Annotated in this window: 15 protein-coding genes; 5 read left to right on the plus strand and 10 right to left on the minus strand. The window is 65.2% G+C overall.

The window, feature by feature from the left end; genetic code table 11:
- The 4 genes from ACTHNZ_RS00875 to ACTHNZ_RS00890 all read left to right on the plus strand — a co-directional run.
- The coding region (locus ACTHNZ_RS00875) for a sensor histidine kinase (protein WP_440540600.1) at positions 1–587 on the plus strand (587 nt) is incomplete at its 5' end.
- Complete coding sequence (locus ACTHNZ_RS00880) at positions 584–1,126, plus strand: response regulator transcription factor (RefSeq protein WP_440540601.1); 543 nt, start codon at positions 584–586, stop codon at positions 1,124–1,126. The genes ACTHNZ_RS00875 and ACTHNZ_RS00880, both read left to right, overlap by 4 nt.
- Positions 1,127–1,208: 82 nt before the next feature.
- Entirely contained in the window at positions 1,209–1,463 is a 255-nt protein-coding gene (locus tag ACTHNZ_RS00885; RefSeq protein ID WP_440540602.1) for a type II toxin-antitoxin system prevent-host-death family antitoxin, read from the plus strand.
- Positions 1,460–1,888 carry a type II toxin-antitoxin system VapC family toxin gene (locus tag ACTHNZ_RS00890; RefSeq protein ID WP_440540603.1) on the plus strand — a complete coding sequence of 143 codons (429 nt, stop codon included), beginning with the start codon at positions 1,460–1,462 and terminating at the stop codon, positions 1,886–1,888. The genes ACTHNZ_RS00885 and ACTHNZ_RS00890 overlap by 4 nt, the downstream gene beginning before the upstream one ends.
- A gap of 158 nt (positions 1,889–2,046) precedes the next feature.
- On the opposite strand, the gene ACTHNZ_RS00895 is transcribed toward ACTHNZ_RS00890, so the two are convergent.
- From ACTHNZ_RS00895 to ACTHNZ_RS00940, 10 genes are all read right to left on the minus strand, one after another.
- Positions 2,047–3,825, minus strand: coding sequence for a carboxylesterase/lipase family protein (locus tag ACTHNZ_RS00895; RefSeq protein WP_440540604.1), 1,779 nt, complete (start codon positions 3,823–3,825; stop codon positions 2,047–2,049).
- Positions 3,826–4,019: 194 nt separating this feature from the next.
- Positions 4,020–5,363 carry an ATP-dependent protease ATPase subunit HslU gene (gene hslU, locus ACTHNZ_RS00900; RefSeq protein WP_440540605.1) on the minus strand — a complete coding sequence of 448 codons (1,344 nt, stop codon included), beginning with the start codon at positions 5,361–5,363 and terminating at the stop codon, positions 4,020–4,022.
- Between the two features lie 29 nt (positions 5,364–5,392).
- A complete protein-coding gene (gene hslV / locus ACTHNZ_RS00905) occupies positions 5,393–5,929 on the minus strand; it encodes an ATP-dependent protease subunit HslV (RefSeq protein ID WP_440540606.1) in 537 nt (178 codons plus the stop codon).
- A gap of 516 nt (positions 5,930–6,445) precedes the next feature.
- Positions 6,446–6,865 (minus strand): RNA polymerase-binding protein DksA, encoded by a 420-nt coding sequence (dksA, locus tag ACTHNZ_RS00910; protein ID WP_102645627.1) that lies wholly within the window; start codon positions 6,863–6,865, stop codon positions 6,446–6,448.
- 460 nt (positions 6,866–7,325) lie between these two features.
- On the minus strand, positions 7,326–8,414 hold the full coding sequence (locus tag ACTHNZ_RS00915; RefSeq protein WP_440540607.1) for a CobW family GTP-binding protein: 1,089 nt from the start codon (positions 8,412–8,414) through the stop codon (positions 7,326–7,328).
- A gap of 192 nt (positions 8,415–8,606) precedes the next feature.
- Positions 8,607–9,809 (minus strand): class I SAM-dependent rRNA methyltransferase, encoded by a 1,203-nt coding sequence (locus ACTHNZ_RS00920; protein WP_440540608.1) that lies wholly within the window; start codon positions 9,807–9,809, stop codon positions 8,607–8,609.
- Between the two features lie 111 nt (positions 9,810–9,920).
- Positions 9,921–10,850 carry a tyrosine recombinase XerC gene (gene xerC / locus ACTHNZ_RS00925; protein ID WP_440540609.1) on the minus strand — a complete coding sequence of 310 codons (930 nt, stop codon included), beginning with the start codon at positions 10,848–10,850 and terminating at the stop codon, positions 9,921–9,923.
- Between the two features lie 30 nt (positions 10,851–10,880).
- Positions 10,881–11,657: a DUF484 family protein gene (locus ACTHNZ_RS00930; RefSeq protein ID WP_440540610.1), complete on the minus strand. Its 777-nt coding sequence runs from the start codon at positions 11,655–11,657 to the stop codon at positions 10,881–10,883.
- Between the two features lie 71 nt (positions 11,658–11,728).
- The gene (dapF, locus tag ACTHNZ_RS00935; RefSeq protein WP_440540611.1) at positions 11,729–12,595 is read right to left on the minus strand and encodes a diaminopimelate epimerase; all 867 of its coding nucleotides are present in this window, start codon (positions 12,593–12,595) and stop codon (positions 11,729–11,731) included.
- A 79-nt stretch (positions 12,596–12,674) separates the two neighbouring features.
- Positions 12,675–13,562 carry a lipid A biosynthesis lauroyl acyltransferase gene (locus ACTHNZ_RS00940; protein WP_440540612.1) on the minus strand — a complete coding sequence of 296 codons (888 nt, stop codon included), beginning with the start codon at positions 13,560–13,562 and terminating at the stop codon, positions 12,675–12,677.
- Between the two features lie 302 nt (positions 13,563–13,864).
- On the opposite strand from ACTHNZ_RS00940, the gene metK reads away from it, so the two are divergent.
- Positions 13,865–15,052, plus strand: coding sequence for a methionine adenosyltransferase (metK, locus tag ACTHNZ_RS00945; protein ID WP_440540613.1), 1,188 nt, complete (start codon positions 13,865–13,867; stop codon positions 15,050–15,052).
- The last annotated feature ends 347 nt before the right edge of the window (positions 15,053–15,399 follow it).

Below are 15,399 nucleotides of genomic sequence, written 5' to 3' on the forward strand. Positions count from 1 at the left end.
TCGCGCGGTACGCAGCCGATTTCTGGTTGCTCCAGCATCATATGACGTTGTGCACCTCGCCGCGCGCGGGGCTGCCCACCCGCGCGTCGGTGGCGCCGGCCCGCGAGCGGCTCGACCGCTGGCTCGCGAGTTTTTGCGAGCAGTGGCGGCTGCGCCATCCGCACGTCAAGTTCGTGCGGGCCGGCGTGGCGGCGGGCGACGTCTGGCTCGACGAGACGGCCGCGGTCGGTCAAATCCTCACGATCCTGCTCGACAACGCGGCGCGTGCGAGCCGCGACCGCGTGACGCTTGCCGCGGCGGTGGCCGGCGGCTTCATCGAATTCGAAGTGTGCGATTCCGGTCCCGGGATTTCGCCCGCGCTGCGCACGAAGCTCGGCGCGGCGCCGGTGGACAGTACCCAGGGCGGACATGGCGTCGGCCTCTATCTTGCGTTTGCCGCGGCGGCGCGGTTGAACGGATCGGTCGAGCTGCTCGACGGCGAACCGCACGGCACGCGTGCCGTGCTGCGCGTGCCGGCAGCGCAGGACGACGGGCAACCACGGCGCGGCATGCCTACCTCGTTGGATTTCAAGGAGAACGAATCTTGAGCGGCAATCAATTTCTCGTCATCGACGACGACGAAGTCTTCGCGGGCATTTTGGCACGCGGGCTTACGCGCCGCGGCTTCACGACTTATCAGGCGCACAACGCCGAAGAGGCGATTGCGCTTGCCAACCAACACCGTTTCGAATTCATCACCGTCGATTTGCATCTCGGCAGCGATTCGGGGTTGAGCCTGGTCGCGCCGCTGCGCGATCTGCAGCCCGATGCGCGGATGCTCGTGTTGACCGGTTACGCGAGCATCGCGACGGCCGTGCAAGCCGTGAAGGACGGCGCCGACAACTACCTGGCCAAGCCGGCCAACGTCGAATCGATTCTGGCCGCGCTGCAGAACGAGGCGAGCGAGGTACAAGCCGAGGCCGCGATCGAGCATCCGACGCTGCTATCGGTGGCGCGGCTCGAGTGGGAGCACATTCAGCGCGCGCTGGCCGAGAACGGCGGGAATATTTCGGCCACCGCACGGGCGTTGAACATGCATCGTCGGACGCTGCAGAGAAAGCTCGCGAAGCGGCCGGTGAAGCAGTGAGGCCGCGCGCGCAGAGGGCTGAGCATTGCTCGGTCGTGCTTCATGTAGTAACATACCTACAAATCATGATGGAGCACTCGCCATGACAATCACGACTCTTTCAAGCCGCGAACTCAATCACGACGTAACGCGTGCTAAGAAGGCTACCAAGGACGGCCCCGTATTCATTACGGACCGTGGGCGGCCTGCGCACGTCCTGCTGAGTTTCGAAGACTATCGAAAGCTTACGCAGCAGCGACGGAATATCGCCGATGCGATTGCGATGCCGGGCGTTGAGGATATCGAGTTCGAACCGCCGCGCGTTCAAATCGAACCCAGGCCAGTTGACTTCAAGTGATGTACGTTCTCGATACGAACGTCGTATCCGAATTGAGGAAGGTTCGAGCAGGCAAGGCGGACATGTACGTCTCCGCTTGGGCATCGACCGTCGACGCGGCTTCGTTGTTTCTTTCCGCCATCAGTGTCATGGAGTTGGAAACCGGCGTACTGCAAATCGAGCGACGCGATGCCAAGCAGGGGGCCTTGCTGCGCGCTTGGCTAGATCATCATGTCATGCCGGAGTTCGCGGGGCGAATCTTGCCTATCGACAGTATCGTGGCGCAGCGATGCGCGCGATTGCATGTGCCCGATCGTCGCTCTGAACGCGATGCGCTGATTGCTGCAACTGCATTGGTGCACGGCATGACCGTCGTCACGCGCAACATAGCGGACTTCGCTGGGACGGGTGCCAATCTCTTGAATCCGTGGTTGCCGTCATCGTGATTGCAAACGCAGTTGCCCGCTGCGCACGCCCTTCTCCAAATCGCTAACAAGGTGCGCTCGCGCTATCCCCGCGTATGCTAGCGCGTAGCATGCTCTCCGCTCGCGGAGCACCGCGCGCCGGCCGCCAAGGCGGCCGGCGCGGCGTCTTCAAGGCTCGTTCATCGAGCGGCCGGTGCGGCCGCTACGTCGGGCGCAGCCGGCGCAGTTGCCTCTGCCAGTTGGCCGCCCGCTGCTAGGCGTTGGATCAACCCCTGCCTCGGCCCACCGCGATCCCACACGGAATGCGTGTTTTCGCCGATGACCTGCATGAGTAGGCCCTGGTTGTCGGCTCGCGCGGCGGGCCACCGAGGCAGCCACTTCCCCTTTTGCCCCGCCGTTTCCTCGTTCGAGGACGCCATCGACTCCGAACCCGGCGCCGCCCCGTTCGGATCCCCCGTCTTCACGAATTGCTCCACGTAGCTCGAGAAGATCCGCGCGACGTCGTAATCGGCCGCCGTCCATGCATACCGGCGCAGATTGCCGATATTGCCGAGCGCGTAGGCGACTTGCGCACCGTGCGCGGCCCCGAGGACCGGTTCGCGCGGCTGCGCGGGTTCCGACGCATCCTTGAGCTCGGGCGGCAGCGGCTGCGTGTATCGGTAGTAGAAGATCGGCGAGTGCCCCGTTTCGCGATGCTCGTTCATCCATCGCCACGTGCCGTGGCCGATGAAAAGATCGCTCGCCAGAGCCGTGCCCGCGCGCATCACCTCGTCTTGTGTGCTGCCGGGGTAGTGCGCAAGGACTTCTTCCGCATGAGCGGGGAATTTCGTTTTGATCGCCGCTTGCCAGTTCTCCGGCGTGGGCGCCGTATCGCCGAGCACCGCCGAGTAGAGGCGCTCCTGCGAATTCGATCCCAATAGCAGCGGGACGCGGGCCTGCCCCCCGTTCGCGAAGACCTGCTCCGGAGACTCGGTCAGGAAGTGTCCGTCGATGCTGGGCCCGAACGGTGCCGGTGCCGGTGCATGCTTCGACGGCGTGGCCGCCGCGAGCAGCGTTTGCGCCGGCAGCGACCGCAACTGCTGCAGCGACGAGGCGCCGACGCGCGCGGCGAACTTCCTCGCCGTTTCCTCTGCCTGCCCGCGCGGCGGAAGACCGTTGGGCGCGAAGGCCGCGCCACTTTCGCCGATTGCGCGCGCGAACAGGCCGCGCGAGAGCGGCGAGGCCATGTGGGCGCTCACGGCGACCGAGCCAGCCGAATCGCCGGCGATCGTCACCTTCGAAGGGTCGCCGCCGAACTGCGCGATGTTCGCCTTCACCCAGCGCAACGCCGCCACCTGATCGAGCAGCCCGTAATTGCCGGCCGTCGCATGCGACGACTCGCGTGCAGCCTCCGGCGGCGCGAGAAAGCCGAAGACGCCGAGCCGGTAGTTCACCGTGACCACGATGAGCCCGCGCGAAGCGAGATTCGCGCCGTCGTAGCGGGGCAGCGACCCGTCCCCGGCGACGAACTCACCGCCGTGGAAATACACGAGCACGGGCAGCTTGGAGTCGGCGCCGCGGGCCGGCGTCCAGACGTTCAGATAGAGACAATCCTCGCTCATTTGCTTCGAACGAGAGTCGAGCTTGCCGCCGACGGCCGGTTGCATGCAGCGCGGACCGAACTGTGTGGTTTGCCTCACGCCTGCCCAGCGGGCGACCGGCTGCGGTTCGCGAAAGCGGAATTCGCCGACCGGCGCTTGCGCGTAGGGAATGCCGCGGAAGACGCGCACGTCCTTATGCTCGCCGCGCATCTTGAGGCCTTCGATGATGCCGTCGGGCAACTGCACTTGCTGCGGTGGAGGCGGTGGCAGTGCGGTGCGTGCGGCGCTCGCCGGTGCGGCGCAAAGCATTGACGCCGCCATCGCGGCGGCCGTTAGGAGATGACGCTTGGCTGAATGATTCGACGATGATGCTTTCACGACTTTGCCTCCTTTTGATTGGACTGCGTCCAAGGAACCCGCCGTTGCGGTGGGAGGCTAGATCATCGGCGTGATGTCGATCGGGACGAGGCGAACGCGATTAATTCCGACCGATTTACGTTTGAGGGGGGGCAAATTCGACGGTGCGCTGCGCTCGCAACGCACCGTTCATTTCAAGATGGGCGTGCCGAGGCTCAAAGCACGTAACGTGACAAATCCTCGCTTTGCGCGACTTCGCCAAGGGCGCGATCGACGTAGGCCGCGTCGATCGTGACCTTCTGCCCGGAGTGATTGCCGGCCGAGAACGACACTTCCTCTAGCAGCTTCTCGATGACGGTGTAGAGCCGGCGCGCGCCGATGTTCTCGGTGCGTTCGTTGACCGAGAACGCAATCTCGGCCATGCGCTTGATGCCGTCCGGCGCGAAGTCGAGCTCGACCTCTTCGGTCGCGAGCAGCGCTTGATACTGCTTGACGAGGCTCGCATCGGTGGCGATCAGGATCGATTCGAAGTCCTCCACCGACAGGGAATCGAGCTCGACGCGAATCGGGAAACGGCCCTGCAGCTCGGGAATCAAATCGCTCGGCTTGGACAAGTGGAACGCGCCGCTCGCGATGAACAGGATGTGGTCCGTCTTCACCATCCCATAGCGCGTGTTGATCGTCGTGCCTTCCACGAGCGGCAGCAGATCGCGCTGCACGCCCTGGCGCGACACCTCCGCGCCGCCCGCTTCGCTGCGCGAGGCGATCTTGTCGATCTCGTCGAGGAACACGATGCCGTTCTGCTCGACGTTCTGCACGGCCTTGGCCTTCACTTCCTCGTCGTTGAGCATTTTCGACGCTTCTTCGTCGGTCAAGAGCTTCATCGCTTCCTTGACCTTGACCTTGCGACGCGTCTTCTTGCCGCCGCCGAGGTTCGCGAACATCGAGCGGATCTGTTCGGTCATGTCTTCCATGCCGGGCGGCCCCATGATGTCCATGCCGGTTTGCGGCAACTCGACGTCGAGTTCGATCTCCTTGTCGTCGAGCTGCCCTTCGCGCAGGCGCTTGCGGAACGTCTGACGCGTCGCGCTTTCATCGCCGGACGCCTCCGCCGGCGAGGCGGAGCCGAACCCGACGGGCCGGGCGCTGGGCAGCAGGATGTCGAGGATGCGGTCCTCGGCCTGGTCTTGCGCTTTGCTGCGGACCTTGCGCATCTCCGATTCGCGCGTTTGCTTCAGCGCGATTTCGATGAGGTCGCGCACGATGCTGTCGACGTCGCGGCCGACGTAGCCCACTTCGGTGAACTTCGTCGCCTCGATCTTGATGAACGGCGCATCGGCCAGCTTCGCCAAGCGCCGCGCAATCTCGGTCTTGCCGACGCCCGTCGGCCCGATCATGAGAATGTTCTTGGGCGTGATTTCCTGGCGCAGCGGCTCGGCCACCTGCTGTCGGCGCCAGCGGTTGCGCAGCGCGACGGCCACGGCTTTTTTCGCCTTGTGCTGGCCGATGATGTGTTTGTCGAGTTCCGAGACGATCTCGGCGGGGGTCATGGTGCTCATCGATTCCTCACTCCTCACTCGCTTGGCGCTTACTCGATCGTCTCGATGACGCGGTTATGGTTCGTGTAGATGCACATGTCGCCCGCGATTTCGAGCGATTTCTCGACGATCTCGCGCGGCGACAGCGTGGTGTTCTCGGCCAGCGCGCGCGCGGCTGCCTGCGCATAGGCGCCGCCCGAGCCGATCGCGCAGAGGCCGCCTTCCGGGTCCAGAACGTCGCCGTTGCCCGTGATGACGAGCGTCGTTTGCGCGTCGGCCGTGATCAGCATGGCCTCTAGCCGGCGCAGCATGCGGTCGGTGCGCCAATCCTTGGCGAGCTCGACGGCAGCGCGCGTCAAATTGCCTTGATGCTTCTCGAGCTTCGCCTCGAAGCGGTCGAGCAGCGAAAACGCGTCGGCGGTGCCGCCGGCGAAGCCGACGAGGACCTTGCCGTTGTAGATGCGCCGCACTTTCTTCGCGCCGCCTTTCATGACGATGTTGCCGAGCGTCACTTGGCCGTCGCCGCCGAGCGCAACTTTGTCGCCGTTGCGCACGGAGACGATCGTCGTGCCGTGAAATTGCTCCATGGTGCGTTCCTCGAGAATACGGAAGGGGCCCGGCGGCGCGGTGCCGCGCGGGCTGATGACCGGTGGCGCCGGAATTCCGCATCGCGCAAAGGCGCGAGCGTTTTCTTGCGCGCATTGAGCCCATTTTAGGGCGTGCGCGGTTTTATCAAGGGGGAGGCGGGCGACGTCTCGTATGCATTCGGCGCGCGGCGCTCTCTTGGCGGACGTGCGCCGGTCACGGAGTGGCAGCGGGAGTGGAAGCGCCGACGAACGGCCTCGATCGAGATCGGTAAGCTTTGCCGGGTCATGAGCCGGAGTGCCGGGCGCCGGAGCGCTCGAATCGCGACGTTCGCGACATTCGCGGTACGAACCCGCCCAGGCTGGCATCGCCGAGCGACGCTTGGAGGTTCGCGCAAGCCGCTGAAGCCGCGAAAGCCGCCACTTCCGCATTTCAAAAGAAAAAGCGCGCGGGATACCGCGCGCTTCGTCGGAAGCTGCGTGCGTTCGCGCGGCAGGTCGGGCCGCGCTACGTGGGCGTCAATCCCCGAACAGCTTTTGCCGCAGCTCGCGGCGCTCCTGCGCCTCGAGCGAGAGCGTGGCCGTCGGACGCGCGAGCAGGCGCGGGACGCCGATCGGCTCGCCCGTTTCCTCGCACCAGCCGTAATCGCCTGCTTCGATTCGCGCGAGCGATTGCTGCACTTTCTTCAGCAGCTTGCGTTCGCGGTCGCGCGTGCGCAGCTCGAGCGCGTGCTCTTCCTCGATCGTCGCGCGATCCGCCGGATCGGGCACGATCACCGTCTCGCGCAGGTTCTCGGTCGTCTGGCCGGCGTTGCGGAGAATTTCCGCCTGAAGCTGTTCGAGCCTGTTCTTGAAGAAGGCGAGCTGATCCTCGTTCATGTAATCCTTGTCGCTCATCTTCAGGATTTCGGCTTCGGTCAAGAGTCGTTTCGTCGTCATCTGCGTGCTTCTTCAATGTGAGGCAAAACCCATGCATATTGCCCGCACTTTCGTATTGCCCGCAAGCGGTGCTTGGAAGCGCCGGCGCCCGCGGCCCGATGGCCGCCAAGACTCCGCCGCGCCGATGCGGGGCCGAACTCCTCAAGGAAACCGATCCTCGGGTGCTCCTACCCATTCGATACGGCATCGCAACACGCGGCTCGCGATGCGCGAGCCTTGGCGCTGCGTCTTTCGGTGTCTCGATCGTTCTCGTTCGGCCTTGTCCGGATAAGGTTTCCCGGTGCCGTGGCACACCCGCCGGGGAGCGGCGGGCACGTATTGTAACTGAATCGATCTTCGGCGCCGCAACAGAGAAAACCCTGCTCAGGCGCCCCAATATCATGAAAATATAGCGCGCGCCCGTTCAAAAAGCGAACCCTCGGCGGGCAGCGCGCGTGCGACTTCCCACGTGGCGGGAGATTCAGGCGAGGCAGGCGTCGAGGCCGTCGGTAATGAGGTCCTGCGGCAGATCGATGCCGATGAAGACCATCTTGTTCGTCTTCTTTTCGGCCGGCAGCCACTTGGCGGCCAGGTCGCTGCCCATCATTTGATGGACGCCCTGGAACACGACCTTGCGGTCGACGCCCTTCATATAGAGCACACCCTTGTAGCGCAGCAACCGCTCGCCGTAGATTTGCAGCACGCCGCCGAGGAAGTCCTCGAGCTTGTTCGGATCGAACGGGCGATCGTTGCGGTAGACGAACGATTTGATCTTGTCGTCGTGATGAGCATGGTGATGGTGCGCATGGCCGTCATGGGCGCAATGGCCGTGGTCGTGATCGCAATGCTCATGACCATGATCGTGCTGGTGATCATGGTCATGGTCATGGTCGTGACCATGTGCATGCGCGTGGTCGTCCTCGGCCAGGAAATCCGGATCGATCTCGAGCTTCGCGTTCAGATTGAAGCCTCGCAGGTCGAAGATCTCCTTGATGTCGGCCTCGCCGAAATTGACGACCTTGATCGTCGCCTTCGGATTCATATGAACGAGGCGGTGCCGCAGCTCGGCCACCTCGGCTTCGCCCACAAGATCGGCCTTCGTGATGAACAGGCGGTCGGCGAAGCCTACTTGCCGCTGCACGACCTCGTGCTCGTCGAGTTGCGCGTTCGCATGCTTGGCGTCGACGAGCGTGATGATCGCGTCGAGCAAGAACTCGTCGGCGATTTCGCTATCGATGAAAAACGTCTGTGCGACGGGCCCCGGATTGGCCAAGCCCGTCGTCTCGATGACGACGCGATCGAACGCGATCTGGCCGGAGCGCTTGCGCTCGGCCAGGTCGGCGAGCGCGCGATGCAGATCGCCGCGGATCGTGCAGCAGATGCAGCCGTTGCTCATCTGCACGATCTGCTCGGCTTGGTTCTGAACGAGGATCTCGTTGTCGATGTTCTCCTCGCCGAACTCGTTTTCGATCACGGCGATCTTCATGCCGTGCTTTTCGTTGAGGATGCGCTTGAGCAGCGTGGTTTTGCCGCTGCCGAGGAAGCCGGTCAAGATGGTGACGGGGATCATGTTCAATCGCCTTTGGTCGAAAATCAGGGACGGTTCGAGCCGAGCCGGCCACGAAAACATTGAAGCATACCGAGGAGCGCGCATCTTTGCGCGAGATCGGCTTCGATCGGGCCGCCCCGCGCCGAAAGCGAGCTCGCCGCGAACGAGTGCGGCCGAGCGCGAGCGCGCCTCAAACCGCGCAGATGGGGACGGTCAGACGATTTGCAACAGCAGCCCCTTCAGGTATTCACCCTCGGGAAAAGCGGCCAGCAACGGATGATCCACCCCCGCGCCAAGGCGCTTGAGGATTCGGGCGTCGACGCGCGCGTCGGCCGCCGCGCCGGCCACGATCTTTTGGAATAGATCCGCATCGATTGCGCCCGAGCACGAGTAGGTGAACAGCAGGCCGCCCGGGCGGAGCAGACGAAAGCCGGACAAATTGATGTCCTTGTACGCGCGCGCCGCGCGATCGACGTGCTCGCGCGCCGGTGCGAACTTCGGCGGATCGAGCACGACGAGGTCGAAGCGCTCGCCGTCGTCGACGAGGCTGCGCAGCGTGCGGAAGGCGTCGGCGTCGAGCCACTGCGCGCGGGCCGCATCGAAGCCGTTCGCTTCGACGTTCGCGCGCGCAAGGGCCAGCGCCTCGCCCGAGGAGTCGATCGAGACGACGCGCTTCGCTCCCCCGCCCATCGCGGCGAGCGAGAAGCCGCCCGTGTAGCAAAAGCAGTTGAGGACGTCGCGTTCGGCTGCGTAGGCTTGCACGAGCGCGCGGTTGTCGCGCTGGTCGACGTAAAAGCCGGTTTTGTGGCCGTGGCGGACGTCGACGTGATAACGCACGCCGTTTTCGCGCACGATCAGCGTATCGGGCGGCGCCTCGCCGGCCAGCACGCCTGTCGTCTGCTCGAGCCCTTCCTTTTCGCGGATCGACACGTCGGAGCGTTCATAGACGTTCGGGCATCCCGTCGCGCCGACGAGCGCGGCGACGATCGCCTCCTTCCATGCCTCGACGCCGGCGGCCATGAATTGGCAGACGAGTTGGGCGCGGGCCGCGGCGTCGTCCGGCACGTAGTAATCGACGATGAGCCCGGGCAAGCCGTCGGCTTCGCCGAAGATCAGCCGCGTCGCGCCCGTGTCGCGCACGAACGCTTGCCGGTGCGCGAACGCGCGCTGCACGCGCCGCTTGAAGAACGCGTGGTCGATCGGTTCCGCTTCGTCGAAGCTCCAGACGCGCAAGCGAATCTGCGAGTGCGGGCTGTACGCGGCCCGGGCGAGAAAGCGGCCGTCGTGGGCGCGCACGACGACGGTGGCGCCGGATGCCGGCTTGCCTTCGACCCGGTCGATCGCGTTGGCATAAACCCACGGATGGCGGCGTAGCAGCGATTTTTCCTTCGAAGGCTTGAGCGTTACGGTGTTCATCGATCAGTTCGGCAAATACGAAAGACGGAATAGGGAATAGGGAATACGAAATGAGGGCGCGCCTCGCGCGCATACGGATCCGGGATTCGGCAGCCAAGGACTTCGGATGCCTCAGCTGCGCTTCTTGGCGCGTGGGTGAGCCGTGTCGTAGATCCGCGCGAGGTGTTGAAAATCGAGCGACGTATAGATCTGCGTCGCGGCGACGCTGGCATGGCCGAGCAACTCCTGCACCGCGCGCAGATCGCCGCTCGATTGCAGCACGTGCGTCGCGAACGAATGGCGCAGCACGTGCGGATGAACGTTGGCCGGGATGCCCGCTCGCAGCGCGGCGCGCTTGACGCGCTCGCGCACGGCGTTCGGCGACATGCGCGCGCCGCGAACCGACAAGAACAGCGGATGCGGGTCGGCTTTCACGAGTTGCCCGCGCGCCGCGAGCCATGCGGCGAGCGCCTCGAGCGCCTTGCGGCCGACGGGAACGATCCGCTGCCGCTTGCCCTTGCCGAGCACCGTCACTTCGGCTGCCGCCATATTGAGCCAGCCGGCGGAGCGGTAGCCGTCGACGTCCGCGAATGCGGCATCGAGCCCGACGAGCTCCGCTAGCCGCAATCCCGACGAGTAGAACAGCTCGAGGATTGCTTGGTCGCGCAGTTCCTCGGCCGTACCGGGGGAGCCGGCTTCCATGAGCGCGGTGGCGTCATCGACCGACAATGCCTTCGGCAACCGCTTCGGCTGCTTCGGCGCTCGCACGGCGGCCACCGGATTCGCCGGTAGCTCGATGCGCTCGCCGAGCCAACGGTAGAACGCGCGCCAAGCCGATAGGCGGTGCGCGATCGAGCGCGCCGACAGCCCGCGGGCGTGCGCTTTGGCGACGGCCCCGCGCATGTCGACCGCCGACAGGCTCGCGAGCGGCCGTCCGTCCGCCAGTATGGCGAGCGTCTCGAGCTCGTGCGCGTAGCTGCGCAGCGTGTGCTCCGACAGCCGCCGCGCGTGGGCGAGGCTGGCCAGGTACTGTTCGATCAGTTCGGAGTCGGCGGTGGGCACGAGCGAGGCTCTGGCGTCGAGCGCCTAAGATCAGTGGGCGAGCAGCCGGCTCAGCGCCGCGCTGGCGAGCGTGCCGATCTGCATCAGAAAGTCGGTCGCCATGCCTTCATGGAAGCGCCGCGGATCGGGCGATCCCATCACCAGTAAGCCGAACGCCGGCGCGGCCGGCTTCGTCGAAGCATCGCCCGCGACGGCGTCGGTCTCGGCGCTAGCCGTCACGCTCGCGCTTTCGCTCGCACGCGGCTCGCGCAGCGCCAGCAGCACGACCGATTGCACGCCGGCGGCCTGAACCGCCGCGGCCTCCCCACCGGCTGCGGTGGCGGCATCGCCCGCGGCCAGCCATTGCGCCGCTTCGAAGCCCGTATTGGCGCCGCAGTACGGTGCGTCGAGGCCGTTCGCGAACAAGCGCACTTCCTCGCCGACTTGGCGCGCGAACTCGGCATCGCGATAGACGTCGGCGACGTCCCACAGCCGCAGTGCCGCCCGCGGCACGTCGAACACTTCCATGAGGCCTTGCGCGACCGTGCGCGGCAGGGCGTGCGCATCGCGTTCGGCGATCACGTGGGCCGTCCAGCGGTTGAACTTCGCCGCAATGCTGTCGTTCTCGTGCCCGTAGCGCAGCAGTTCCGCGAGCCGCCGCTCGAGCAGCTTGTTCTTTTCGCGCAGCATGTCCATCTGCCGCTCCTGAAGCGAGACGGCGGCTTTGCCGTGCGGGTTGGCGAGCCGGATGGCGGCCAGCAGCTCCGCGTGCTGCGAGAAGAATTCCGGATTGGCGAGCAGGTAGTCGGCGACTTCGCGATCGTTCATGGTATCGGCAAAAGGGCGGGCGTAAGCGTTGGGTTGGAAAGACGGGCGCGCGGCGTCGGCGTCGATCGGCGTCAATCGGCGAGCTCGATTTCGCCCGCGAACACGGTCGTGGCAGGCCCCGACATCATGAGCGCCGCCGCTTCGTCGCGTGCGCCGTCCCAGGCGATCGTGAGCGTGCCGCCGAGCGCGTGGACGGTCACGGGCGAATCGAGCAGTCCGCGGCGAATGCCGGCCGCGACGGCCGCACAGGCGCCCGTGCCGCAGGCGAGCGTCTCGCCCGCGCCACGCTCGAATACGCGCAGCGCGATTTCGTGGCGCGAGCGCACCTGCATGAAACCTGCGTTGACGCGCTGCGGGAAGCGCGCGTGGCGCTCGATTTGCGGGCCGATGCTCGCGACGGGAAACGTTTGGACATCGTCGACGACCTGCACGGCATGCGGATTGCCCATCGACACCGCCGATATCCAATACGTATGGCCGCCGACTTCGAGCGGCCAGAGCGTATCGGCGCCCTCTTCGCGGCCTTCGAGGCCGGTCGCGTCGAACGGCACGCGCGCGGGCTCGAAAGTGGGGGCGCCCATGTCGACGACCACCTCGCCGTTCTCCTGCATGGTGAGCGTGATGAGGCCGCCGTGCACCTGGACGCGCACGCTGCGCTTGTCGGTGAGCCCGGTATCGCGAACGAACTTGACGAAGCAGCGCGCGCCGTTGCCGCAGTGTTCGACTTCACCGCCGTCGCAGTTGAAGATGCGGTACTTGAAATCGGCGCCGTCGACGGTGGGCCGCTCGACGAGCAGCAGCTGATCGGCGCCGATGCCGAAGTGGCGATCGGCGAGGGCGCGCACTTGCTCGCCCGTCAGGGCAAGGGCCCGGCTGTAGCCGTCGAGCACGACGAAGTCGTTGCCCGCGCCATGCATCTTGGTGAACTTGAGCTTCATGATGCGGCCTATTGTAAGCGGTAAGACCCGGCGCGGCTGCGGCAAGCGGTTGCGCGGCGCGGCGAGCGGGCGGCGCCGCTCATTCGTAGACGCTCGGCATGCCCGGCGGGCGGGTCTTGAAGCGCTTGTGCACCCAGTAGTACTGCTCTGGCATCCGCACGATCTGCTGCTCGAGGAATGCATTCATATAGCGGGCGTCCGTGTCGTCGTCGCCGGTTGGAAAATTTTCCCACGGCTTGAAGACCTTCAGCCGATACCCTTTGTAGTTGGGCAGCACTTCGCCGATGAACGGCAGCACTTGCGCACGCCCCACTTGCGCGAAGCGGCCGACGGCCGTGAGCGTGCAGGTCGGGATGCCGAAGAACGGCACGAACGTCGAATTGCGCACGCCGTAGTCCATGTCGGCGCCGAGCATGACGGGCTTGCGCTCGCGCAGCCAGCGCAATACCACGCGCGCGCTGTCCGCGCGGCTCGCCATGTCGGCGCCGAAGCGGCCGCGGGCGTGCTTCGCCACCTCGTCGAGCTCCGGGTTCGACATCGGCTGGTAGAGCGCGGCGCATTGGCGCTGCAGCGCGACGTTGATGAAGACCGAGCCTGCCTCGATGCCGACGAAGTGAAAGCCGAGCAGGAGCGTGGGCGGCATGTCGGGATCGGTCAGATCGACTTCGCTGTCGACTTGAACGAGCTTTTCGAGCTTTTCGAGCGAGCCGAACCATTGCACGCTGCGCTCGACATAGCTGCGGATCGCGTGGCGAAAATGCTTGCACGCGATCTCGTCGCGCTTTTGCTCGCCCCACTCGGGAAAGCACAGCTTCAGGTTCGTGTGGACGACGCGCCGGCGCTGGCTCGGAATTTGGTAGAGCAGCCAGCCGAGGCTGTCGCCGAGGCGCGCGACGAAGCCGTATGGCAAGATCGCTAAGAACTTGAGCAGCCCGATGGCGCACTGCGTACCGACGTGCTTCAGCATGCGCGGGCCCCGCGCGGCGATGGGCGAGCGGCGCGCGCAGCCGGGGAGACGGCCCGCGCAATGCGAGGGTTGGGCGCGCCATGCGCCGAATAGAGGGGCTCAGACACGGCAATTCGTTCTGTGACATTCTCGAGAAGACGTTATAATACGGGCTTCGCCGAGTTAATAGACAACTTGCGGGGCGAAGTCGCCGGGCGCCAGCAGCGTTCGCGCGATATGGGAAATCCGCTAAAGCGTCGCCGCTTCAGGCTCCCGAAGCCGGCTACGTGAACTCAACACCGTAACCTCTAGGAGTCTGCAACGTGGCAAACGACTATCTCTTCACGTCCGAATCCGTATCCGAAGGCCATCCCGACAAGGTCGCCGACCAAATCTCGGACGCCATTCTCGATGCCATCCTCGCGCAGGACAAATACTCGCGCGTCGCCGCCGAAACGCTGTGCAACACGGGCCTCGTCGTGCTGGCCGGTGAAATCACGACGACGGCCAACGTCGATTACATCCAGGTGGCGCGCGACACGATCAAGCGCATCGGCTACGACAACACCGATTACGGCATCGACTATCGCGGCTGCGCGGTGCTCGTCGCCTACGACAAGCAATCGCCCGACATCGCCCAAGGCGTGGATCGCGCGCATGACGACAACCTCGATCAGGGCGCGGGCGACCAAGGCCTGATGTTCGGCTATGCCTGCGACGAAACCCCCGAGCTCATGCCGTTGCCGATTCACCTGTCGCACCGCCTCGTCGAGCGCCAGGCGTGCTTGCGCCGCGACGGCCGCTTGCCTTGGCTGCGCCCCGACGCGAAATCGCAGGTGACGGTCCGCTATGTCGACGGCAAGGCCCATTCGATCGACACCGTCGTGCTTTCGACGCAGCATGCGCCCGAAATCGAGCTCTCCATGCTGCGTGAAGCCGTGATCGAAGAGGTCATCAAGCCGACGTTGCCGGCAGAGTTGATCAAGGGCGACATCAAGTTCCTCGTCAACCCGACGGGCCGGTTCGTCATCGGCGGCCCACAGGGCGATTGCGGTCTGACGGGCCGCAAGATCATCGTCGACACCTACGGCGGTGCTGCGCCCCACGGCGGCGGCGCGTTCTCCGGCAAGGACCCGTCGAAGGTCGATCGCTCCGCTGCTTACGCGGGGCGTTACGTCGCGAAGAACATCGTGGCCGCGGGCCTGGCTTCGCGCTGCTTGATCCAGGTGTCGTATGCGATCGGCGTGGCGCAGCCCACCTCCGTCATGGTCAACACGTTCGGCACGGGCAAGGTGTCGGATGCGACGATCACCAAGCTCGTGCGCGAGCATTTCGATCTGCGTCCGAAGGGCATTATCCAAATGCTCGACCTGCTGCGTCCCGTCTACGAGAAAACGGCTGCTTACGGCCACTTCGGCCGTGAAGAGCCCGAGTTCTCGTGGGAAGCGGCCGACAAGGCACTCGCACTGGCCGAGGCGGCCGGCACCGAACCGGTGGCCGAAGTGGCGTGACGTAATCGCTCGTTGCGCTCGAGTCGCACTCGACGTAGCGCGAGCAAAAACCTTCGGCTCTGAACCGCACCCCAAAAGTTGGACACCGATCCAACCTTTGGGGTGTTTTTCATGGCGAAGTACGGTGAGCAGTTCCGGCGGCGGCGAGTCCATGGCTGCCTGGCGGGGATCCCTATTCCTTCATCTGAATCGATGCGAAAGGTTCCGCAAGCCGCATGCCGGCCCGGCGGCTCAATCCCAGCAGTTGCGGAAGGCCACGGCGGCGATGACGGGCACGCAAAGCACGAGCGGAATGGCGAAGTAGGGGACTTCCAGGTCGGTCACCCAGCTATACGCGAGCCAACCGA

The organism is Trinickia sp. (assembly GCF_051953955.1).
In the GTDB taxonomy this organism is placed as follows: Bacteria; Pseudomonadota; Gammaproteobacteria; order Burkholderiales; family Burkholderiaceae; genus Trinickia.

What these genes read in the sequence shown, in the direction of transcription:
- hslU (WP_440540605.1), bottom strand. Translation starts at nt 5,363, where the DNA reads ATGAGCACCATGACCCCCGCCGAGATCGTCTCGGAACTCGACAAACAC.
- ACTHNZ_RS00915 (WP_440540607.1), bottom strand. Translation starts at nt 8,414, where the DNA reads ATGATCCCCGTCACCATCTTGACCGGCTTCCTCGGCAGCGGCAAAACC.
- hslV (WP_440540606.1), bottom strand. Translation starts at nt 5,929, where the DNA reads ATGGAGCAATTTCACGGCACGACGATCGTCTCCGTGCGCAACGGCGAC.
- ACTHNZ_RS00930 (WP_440540610.1), bottom strand. Translation starts at nt 11,657, where the DNA reads ATGAACGATCGCGAAGTCGCCGACTACCTGCTCGCCAATCCGGAATTC.
- dksA (WP_102645627.1), bottom strand. Translation starts at nt 6,865, where the DNA reads ATGACGACGAAACGACTCTTGACCGAAGCCGAAATCCTGAAGATGAGC.
- dapF (WP_440540611.1), bottom strand. Translation starts at nt 12,595, where the DNA reads ATGAAGCTCAAGTTCACCAAGATGCATGGCGCGGGCAACGACTTCGTC.
- ACTHNZ_RS00885 (WP_440540602.1), top strand. Translation starts at nt 1,209, where the DNA reads ATGACAATCACGACTCTTTCAAGCCGCGAACTCAATCACGACGTAACG.
- ACTHNZ_RS00920 (WP_440540608.1), bottom strand. Translation starts at nt 9,809, where the DNA reads ATGAACACCGTAACGCTCAAGCCTTCGAAGGAAAAATCGCTGCTACGC.
- ACTHNZ_RS00940 (WP_440540612.1), bottom strand. Translation starts at nt 13,562, where the DNA reads ATGCTGAAGCACGTCGGTACGCAGTGCGCCATCGGGCTGCTCAAGTTC.